This window comes from Kitasatospora sp. NPDC059571, from assembly GCF_042735675.1.
GTDB lineage: Bacteria > Actinomycetota > Actinomycetes > Streptomycetales > Streptomycetaceae > Kitasatospora.
In genome coordinates this window covers 1-8,268 of record NZ_JBHWBW010000020.1, presented here as the reverse complement: position 1 = coordinate 8,268, position 8,268 = coordinate 1, and the positions used below count along the sequence as shown (strand labels likewise).

General features: G+C 69.1%; 6 protein-coding genes and 1 pseudogene. 4 read left to right on the top strand and 3 right to left on the bottom strand.

Going from position 1 to position 8,268, the window contains the following annotated elements:
* Nucleotides 1-235 precede the first annotated feature (235 nt).
* The 3 genes from ACFV0G_RS04615 to ACFV0G_RS04605 are packed head-to-tail and all read right to left on the bottom strand — an operon-like array spanning nt 236 to nt 5,258.
* Complete coding sequence (locus tag ACFV0G_RS04615; RefSeq protein WP_380541522.1) at nt 236-709, bottom strand: SUKH-3 domain-containing protein; 474 nt, start codon at nt 707-709, stop codon at nt 236-238.
* Nucleotides 706-4,533 carry an RHS repeat-associated core domain-containing protein gene (locus ACFV0G_RS04610; protein ID WP_380541519.1) on the bottom strand — a complete coding sequence of 1,276 codons (3,828 nt, stop codon included), beginning with the start codon at nt 4,531-4,533 and terminating at the stop codon, nt 706-708. Before ACFV0G_RS04610 ends, ACFV0G_RS04615 begins: the two co-directional genes overlap by 4 nt.
* Nucleotides 4,530-5,258, bottom strand: coding sequence for a WXG100 family type VII secretion target (locus ACFV0G_RS04605; protein ID WP_380541516.1), 729 nt, complete (start codon nt 5,256-5,258; stop codon nt 4,530-4,532). The genes ACFV0G_RS04610 and ACFV0G_RS04605 overlap by 4 nt, the downstream gene beginning before the upstream one ends.
* A gap of 193 nt (nt 5,259-5,451) precedes the next feature.
* On the opposite strand from ACFV0G_RS04605, the gene ACFV0G_RS04600 reads away from it, so the two are divergent.
* The 4 genes and pseudogenes from ACFV0G_RS04600 to ACFV0G_RS04585 all read left to right on the top strand — a co-directional run bounded on the left by ACFV0G_RS04600 (nt 5,452) and on the right by ACFV0G_RS04585 (nt 8,048).
* Nucleotides 5,452-5,616, top strand: a complete 165-nt coding sequence (locus tag ACFV0G_RS04600; RefSeq protein ID WP_380541513.1) for a hypothetical protein — start codon at nt 5,452-5,454, stop codon at nt 5,614-5,616.
* 868 nt (nt 5,617-6,484) lie between these two features.
* Nucleotides 6,485-6,643: pseudogene (locus tag ACFV0G_RS04595) on the top strand (transposase); the annotation flags it as partial.
* 629 nt (nt 6,644-7,272) lie between these two features.
* Nucleotides 7,273-7,524 carry a transposase gene (locus ACFV0G_RS04590; protein ID WP_380541509.1) on the top strand — a complete coding sequence of 84 codons (252 nt, stop codon included), beginning with the start codon at nt 7,273-7,275 and terminating at the stop codon, nt 7,522-7,524.
* A gap of 71 nt (nt 7,525-7,595) precedes the next feature.
* Nucleotides 7,596-8,048 (top strand): DUF4259 domain-containing protein, encoded by a 453-nt coding sequence (locus tag ACFV0G_RS04585; RefSeq protein WP_380541592.1) that lies wholly within the window; start codon nt 7,596-7,598, stop codon nt 8,046-8,048.
* The last annotated feature ends 220 nt before the right edge of the window (nt 8,049-8,268 follow it).

The following is an 8,268-nucleotide window of genomic DNA, read 5'->3' as shown; positions in this document are numbered from 1 at the left end:
TCACACGTATGACCCCCCCCCCCACCCCCCCGGGGCCCCCCCCCCCCCCCCCAATTCCCCACGACCCCCCCCCCCCGCGCGGCGCCGGGGCGGGGCGAAGTAGCGAGGCCCGGGATTCGCCAACGGCGTCACGGTTTCTCGGTCGTGTATCGGGCCCCTCGTGCTCCCCCGGTCGGCCCGTCAGAAACGCTGCCTTTCGGTGGCGCCTGGAGGGCGTGCGGGGCCGGTCGTGGGGTCAGGGACTCCCGGAGAAGAGGGCCTTGTCCCAGTCGCCGGAGACGAGTGCCCGGATCGCGTTCTCGAAGCCGTGCGCCACACGCTGGAAGCCGCCGTCGCCGTAGAGCAGGATGTCGCCGTCATCAGCCAGGAGGAGGCACTCCTCGGTCTCGAAGGCGGTGCCGATCAGGGTGACACCCTGGCCGAGGCGGTGGGCGAAGATCCCGATACTGCGGGGGAAAGCATGCGTGCTTTCCAGCGTCCGCTCGACCGACGTGGTGACCTCCACCTCCGAGACCCGGCCCCGCCAGGTGACGGTGGCCTCGCCGTACGCGGCAAGGAACTCCCGGAGTCGTGGGGTGACCTGGTACCCGTCATCCTCGTACTGGCGGCATGCTGCCGCCAGGTCGAGGGGGTGAAGCTCGATCTCGGCGGTTCCGGACAGGTCGGCCCGCAATGCCCGGAGCGCGGGCCGGTCGTCATTGCCGTTCAATCCGTGAGCACCTCTCCTCCGAAGCCCGGGACCCAGCTCTTGCAGTTGTCGCACATCTTGAACTTCTTGCCCTTCGTGTTGACGGTCACCAGATCGATGTTCTTCGGATCGGCGCCGTCCTTGATGGCATTGGTGAACATTCGTGGCTCACCGCACACGCCGGGCGGACGTCCGTCCTCGCGCTGCGACTCCTTCGGCAACGCATCCTGGACGGCCTTCGCGTGGCCGTGCTCCGGACCACTGTCACCGTAGTAGAGCTTGCCGGTCGTGCGGTCGCGGCCCACCGAGTAGGCGCCTGGCGGCGTCTCGCCCTCGCCGAGGCCTGCTGCGGCTTTCTCCGCCCGCTTCTTACCTATGTCCATCAGCTGTTTCTTGAGCGGGTTGGGCGGGTTCGGGCTCAGGCCGAACGGGTCCGACCAGGTGTGCGGGTTGTGGACGTAGGTGTCGGGGTTCGGTGCGGGGCTGAGGCCGAGCGGGTCGGGGCTCGTGTACCGGGCGGTCTCGGGGTCGTAGTAGCGGTTGAGGTTGTAGTGGAGGCGAGTCTCGGGGTCGAAGTACTGGCCGGGGAAGCGCAGCGGGGTGTAGGTGGTGCTGTCGGCCGGCCACGTGGTGTTGCCCCAGAGGGTGGGCGTGGCGCGCCAGGCGATGGTGCCGGAGACGGGGTCGACCAGTTCGGTGGGGGTGCCGACGAGGTCGGTGACGATCGCGAAGAACCGGCGGTCGATCTGTTCCCGGGTGCCGTCGGCCGCACCGGGCCTGGTGATGGACTCGGTCTGGCAGAGCGGATGCAGGTCCCGATATTCCCAGCTGAGCGTGTGAGGGCCGGGGAGGAAGGGTGCCTGGGTGCTCTGCTCGACCAGCGTCGCGCCGTCCCAGGTGAAGTCGATGCGCTCTGTGACGCTCGTTCCGTCCGCGCCGAGCCGGAGCTTGGCGATCCTGCGTCCGAGCGGGTCGTAGAGGTACCGCCAGCGGGTGCCGTCCGGTGTGGTGACCTGGGTGAGCCGGTCCTCGGCGTCCCACGTGTAGCGCCAGGTGTCGGGCTTCCTGGAGAGTCTGGTGATCTGGCGGAGGGTCACACGGCCCGCTCGGTCGTGCTCGTAGCGGACCCTGCCGGCCGAGGCGAGTTCGGTGCCTTCGTACGTCCGGGTGCCGAGGGCTGCCCTCGTGCCACCGGTGGCGGGCCACTCGGCCTCGGTGAGGTTGCCGGCGGGGTCGTAGGCGTAGGTTTCGGTCCAGTCGGCGGCGTGCACGGCGGTGACCCGGCCCGCTGCGTCGTGCTCGAAGGTCCGTTGCCCGTTGAGCAGGTCGTCGACGCCGGCGAGGATGCCGTCGGTGCGGTAGGCGAAGTCCCGGTGCTGCAGCACTTCTGGCCCGGCGCGCAGCACCTGGCGGGTCAGGCGGTGTTCGCTGTCCCAGCTGTTGTCGAGGGTGAGGTGCTCGCCGACGGTTCGTACGGACTCCCGGCCGGCCGCGTCGTAGGCGAACGTCAGGCTGCCCGCGGGGGTCGTGAGAGAGGTCCGCCGGTCGGCCTCGTCGTACGTCCAGCTGCTGTGGTGCCCGCTGGGTGTCGTGCGGCCGATGCGCCGGCCCAAGCCGTCCCGGATGTGGGTGAGCGTCCGTCCGTTGACGGACTCCGTCAGCAGGTTGCCGAGCGGATCGACGGTGCGCAGCAGGTCGACGTCCGGTCCGGTGGCCCGTAGCAGGTTGCCGGCCGGATCGTAGCCGTACGTGGTGGCCGCGCCGTCGACGTTCTTGGAGACCACGTTCCCGAGCGCGTCGTGGACGAAGTCGATCCGGGATCCGAGCGGGGTGGTGCGTGAGACCACCTGGCCGGCCGCATCGAGTTCGTAGCTGACCGGTCGACCGTGGAAGTCGCTTTCCCGGATGAGGCGGCCCGCCCCGTCGTACGTGTAATCCCACGACTGGCCCAGCGCGTTGGTCACCGCGACGAGCTGCATGGCCGCGTCGTAGGTGAACGTGAGCCGTGCGCCGTCGGGGTCGGTGCGGGCGGCGACCGTCTCGAAGGGCGTGTACTCGAAGGAGGTCGTCCGCCCGGCGCTGTCGGTGTGCGCGAGCACATTGCCCTCGGCGTCGTACGACCAGATCTCGCCGCTGCCGTCCGGTGCGGTGAGCTGGAGCAGCCTGCCCTCGCTGCTCCAGACGAGCCGGGTGATCCCACCGAGCTGATCGGTGACGGCGGTGACCCGCCCGAACGCGTCGCGCTCGTACAGGCTGACTTCTCCGGTCCGGTCCGTCACCTCGACCGGCAGGCCGGCGGCATTGCACCGGATGACGGTGGAGTGGCCCAGGGGATCGGTGACGGAAGCGATGTGGCCCAGTTCGTCGTACCCGTACCGGGTGGTGACCCCGGCCGGGTCGGTGATGGAGAGCAGCCGGCCTTCCTCGTCGTAGGCCTGTCGCCACGTCCGTCCGCCTGGCCGGGTGATGACGGTCGGCAGGCTCGATGTGCCGAGGTAGGCCGTCGTCGACCGCTCGCCGTCGGGCCGTACGACGGCGACCAGGTCCCCCGCGCCGTCGTACTCGAACGCTGTGGTTCGGCCGAGCGGGTCGGTTCGCAAGAGCAGCCGGTCGTACGCGTCCCGCTCGAAGAGCGTGGTGTTCCCCAGAGGGTCGCTCTGCGCGACGACCTGGGCGTGTTCGTTGACGTGGTAACGGGTGCAGTGGCCCAGGGCGTCGGTCTCGGAGTGGATCCGGATACCGGTCACCGGATCGGGATCCCCGTATTCGAAACCGAACCGGAGTGAGCCGTCCTCGGCGCCCTCTTCCACGACACGGTCGAACTGGTCGTAGACGTATCGGTACCGGGTGCCGTTCCGGTCGGTCCAGGCGACGACCCGGCCCTGGGAGTCGTTGGAGAAGCGCAGCGGCTTGCCGGAGGAGTTGTAGACCGAGGTGAGGTGCCCGTCGGCGTACCCGTAGCGGGTGAGTAGCTGCTCGCGGCCTCCCTCGCCCGCACCGGCCAGGCGCAGCGCGGTGATCCGGTCGCCGTCGACGGTGACCATGATCCGGTAGCCGCCGGAGTGGGTCATGCTCACCGGTGTGCCGTCGGGGTCGTAGTCGAAGTCGACGTATCGGCCGGAGCGGTCTCTCAGCCGGGTGAGCAGGGCTTCCGCGCCGTCCGGCTGGAGGCTGAACTCTCGGGTCAGGCCGCTGGAGGGGTCGGTCAGCGCGTAATCGCCCCGGGAGGTCAGGGTGAGTTCGCAGCGGGCGCCGGCGCTCGCGTGCACGGGTTCGTCGGGCGTTTCAGGGTGCGGGTAGGTCTGGGACACTCGGTCCGCGCCGAGGTGGACAACGCCCTGGGCGTCTATCTCCAGGCGTTCGTCGAAGGTGCAGACCCACCGTGGGCCCATCCACCGGCCGGCCCGGTAACCGGAGTCGAAGGAACGGTTGAACAGCAAGTACAGCGAGCCCGCAAGAGCGACGTCCGTCTGGTCGATGTACATGCGGCCGGTGGCCATGTCGACGGGCTCGCCGCCGCTGCACCGGCTGTCCAGGGGGCGGCCCTCGGTGCGCGGGTCGGCGACCTGCTCGCGGCCCCGTCCGCGCGGGTGGGAGCCGCGGCCTCGGCCGCCCCCGTTGGCGGAGCGCGGGTGTGGCAGCCCCTTGTCGCCCTCGCCGTGCAGGATCTTCTCCAGGTCCTTGGCGTGTATGGCGTCGATGTCGCGGGTGTTCTTTGCGACCTTCGTGAGGTTGTCGCCGGCCTGCTTGTACAGCTTGTGCACGGCCTTGCCCGCATCCTCCGCGAGCGTCTTCCCGAGCTTCTGCGCGCCGTGCTCCAGCGCCTTGACGATCCGATTGCTCATTCGAAGCTCACCCCCGCCAGCTTGGACTGGAAGGACTGCGCGTGACCGGCGACGGTCTCGGCGTGCTGGTGCATGGTGCGGGCGTGCGCCTCCAGCGCGTCCGGGTGGATCCGGAACCCCGTCCCCCCGCCCCCGCCACCGCCGGAGACACCGAGTGCGGACTCCGCCGCCTGGAACACCAGCCCGGTCACCGCGCCGGCCACGACCTCCACCAACGGGTCGATGGCCGCCTCGATCACCTGGCCGATGATGTAGTCCTCCAACTGCTGCTCCAGGAACTGGACCAGCTTGCGTCCGGCCATCACCGTCGCCGCCGCGGCCGCCTCCGCCGCACCCAGCGTCGCCACCGCCGCCGCCTGCTCCGCAATCAGCGTCGCCGCCAGCACCACGAGTTCGGCGATCGCCTCAACCTTCATCGCCACGATCACACCGGCCGCCGCGTCCAGCGCGGTCGCCACCACCCGGCAGGCCTGCACCAGCTCGTCCATGTGACCGTCCGACAACGACGCCCACTTCGCCAGCAACGCCTCGTACGACGCGCCCTCGTACGCCTCCGACAGCGCATGGATCGTCGCCGTCGACTGCCGGTGCGCCTCGTCGAGCTTGTCCGCGAACTCCCTTACGTGGTCGGCGAACTCCCGGACCTTGTCCTCGTTCACCGACGGCCACTTGATGCCGATGAAGTTCAGGAACGACTCCACCTCACCGGGCAACTCGATCGCCACGTTGTCTCCCCCCATCAGCGATCAGATCGTCTTGACGGTAGTCCAATCATCGTCGAGGAGCAGGACCCCGATCTCTCCCGCCGCTACCGCGCGTATGAGCACACCATACGGTTCAGCAGCGACGACGACGCCCGCCGAACCGCCACACTCGGGATGGCGGAGATCGTACGCGCCGCCGGCGACAAGGTGCGCAGTGGCTGACTGGTCCTGGGAATTCGAGCCGAACTCCCTCCTCGAGGGCCTCAGCGAAGACCGCCGGGAACTCGCCCGGAAAGCCGCCGCAGAAATCGCGCTCGATTGCTCCCTCGAACACCCGGAAGGCCGGGAATGGCAGGGCGGAGCCATGCCTCTGCACTGAGAACGCACGGGGCCTCCGGGACAAGCCGAGCGCCCCACATGCCACTCGCCGCCGTCCGTCGTTGTGCCCAGAGCAGTGGGGAGATCAACTGTCCGCGAGCGGGGAACTCCTACTGTCCCTTGACACCGGGGCCCGGCGGATGAACGACGAGGAATCCGGCAACCGGCTCGGCAGGTGACTCCCGTTCTCGGGTTCTGGCTCAACTTCCTTTGCCTGCACACGGTGAGTGACGATGGAGCGATGCGGTCGGCGTTGGGAAGTTGCCCGAAAGTCGCCAGCCTCCGAGCCGCGGTGACCGACAGTGCGGGACCGTGGGTGATCTGGTGCCCCAGCTGGAGGGGCTGCTGTTTCCGTCGTTCGCGGGTGTCGTGGTGCTATCGGTCGACGTAGACGTCGAGTCTGTGAACGTGAGTGCCAGATCTTCGGTGGCGGGTCACAGTTGTCCGGCCTGCGGGGGTTGGTCGACTCGCATGCACAGCTCCTACCTGCGGTTTCCCGCCGACGAGTCGGTTGGAGGCAGACGGGTCCGGCTGAGCCTGCGGGTACGGCGCTTCGTGTGCGGCAACCCGTCGTGCGGGCGGCGGACCTTCGTCGAGCAGATCGAGGGGTTGACCCGGCGCCACGGCCGGTGGACCGAGAGGCCGCGGGCGGTGCTTGCCTCGGTCGGTCTGGCGCTGGCTGGACGTGCCGGTGCCAGACTGACCGGGGTGTTCGGGGCGTCGGCGAGCCGGAGCACGGTGCTGCGGCTAATCGAGGAGCTTCCTGATCCGCAGCCGCCGGCGCCGCGGGTGGTGGGCGTCGACGAGTACGCGACGCGCAGGGGTCGCGCCTACGGGACGGTGCTGGTCGACGCCGAGACTCGGCGCCGGTGGACCTTCTGCCCGACCGGGAGGCATCGAGCCTGGCGGCCTGGCTGGCCCAGCGGCTGGGCGTCGAGGTGGTCTGCCGCGACCGCGCGCCGTTCTTTGCCGAAGGCGCCACCGCCGGAGCGCCGCAGGCCGTCCAGGTCGCGGACCGCTGGCACCTATGGCACAACCTCAGCGAGGCGGCCGAGCGGGCCGTCGCCCGCCACCGACAGTGCCTCCGCACACTAACTCCGGTTCCAAGTAGGGCCGTTGAACCCAAACTCCAGGAGGAGAGCGCGGACCAGCCCTGGCCGCGGGGTTTCCGGTTCGCTGACCGGACGCGGGCTCGGCATGCCGCGGTGCACGCCCAGCTGGCCGCGGGCCACAGCCGACGCGCCGTCCAACGGCAGCTCGGCATGACCTACCGCACGGTCAAGGCTCTGGCCGACGCTACGAACCGGGAGGATCTCTTCCAGGGCCAGTGGCAGAACAGGCCGTCTGTCCTTGACGATTACAAGCCCTATCTCGACGACCGCTGGAGCGAGGGCTGCACCAACGCCAGGAAGCTCTGGGAGGAGATCGTCCCGCTCGGCTACAAGGGCAGCTACCAGCACGTCCGGGCCTACATCCGACTCAAACGCACCTCGCCGCAGCCGGTGACCGCCCCGCCGCCATCGCCCCGCGCCGTTGCCAGCTGGATTCTCCGACGGCCCACGGCACTGTCCGAGGCCGAGCAGATCCACCTCAAGACCATCCCGGCCCACTGCCCGGAGCTCGACGCCCTACGCGGCACGTCCGCTCCTTCGCCGTCATGCTCACCGAGCGCCAGGGCGAGCTTCTCCCTGATTGGCTCGACGCGGTCCGCCAGGACGACCTTCCCAGCCTCCACAACCTCGCTGCCGGCATCGACCGGGACCGGGACGCCGTCATCGCAGGGTTCACCCTCCCCTGGAGCTCCGGCGTCGTCGAAGGTCACGTCAACCGGATCAAGATGCTCAAGCGCCAGATGTACGGTCGCGCCGGCTTTGAGCTCCTGCGGAAACGGGTCCTTCTCGCGTCATGACCTCGCTGTCGGTCGCCTGTGCGAGGATCCCTGGACTGCGGCGCAAGGAGATCAGCATGGGCACCTGAGACATCGGCCCCTTCGACAACGACACCGCTGCCGACTTTGCCGGTGACATCGATGACGCTCCCGCAGAAGAACGGGAGAAACTGGTTCGCCGCATGCTGAAGCGCGCTGCCGACTTCACGGACTACCTCAGCCAGCCCGATGGTGAGCAGGCTGTGGCCGCCGCGGCTCTGATCGCCGCACAGCGCGGCGGCGAACCGACCTGCCCAATCTACGGCCTGTCCGAGCCATTGCCGACGTTCCCCGCAGACCTCGCGATGCTCGCTGTCGACGCCCTGGATCGGGTAGTGGCGGAACAGTCAGAACTTGTCGACCATTTGTTTGATTCCTCAGTCGGCCTGCGCTGGCGTCTGGGGGTCAAGGGACTCCGCGACATCCTCGATCCTTCGATCCAGCCACAAGTGGACGCACTCTTCGAATCTAGGCAGTCACTCTCCGCTACTGACCACGGAAGTTGAGCCAGAACCCGTTCTCGTGAACATCGGCTCCGCCGATCAGCAGCTGCCTCCCGAAGTCATGACGAACTGACTCCCAACCCGCGATCAAAGCCAATCCCCCGCAGGGCAGGACAGCGGCAGGCCCGGAACCCGCAAGAGCCCGGGCCCCAGCCCTCGGATGCGTACAGACGGACAGGGCAGACGGGTGGGGGGGGGCGCGCGGGGGGCCCGCGCCCCCCCC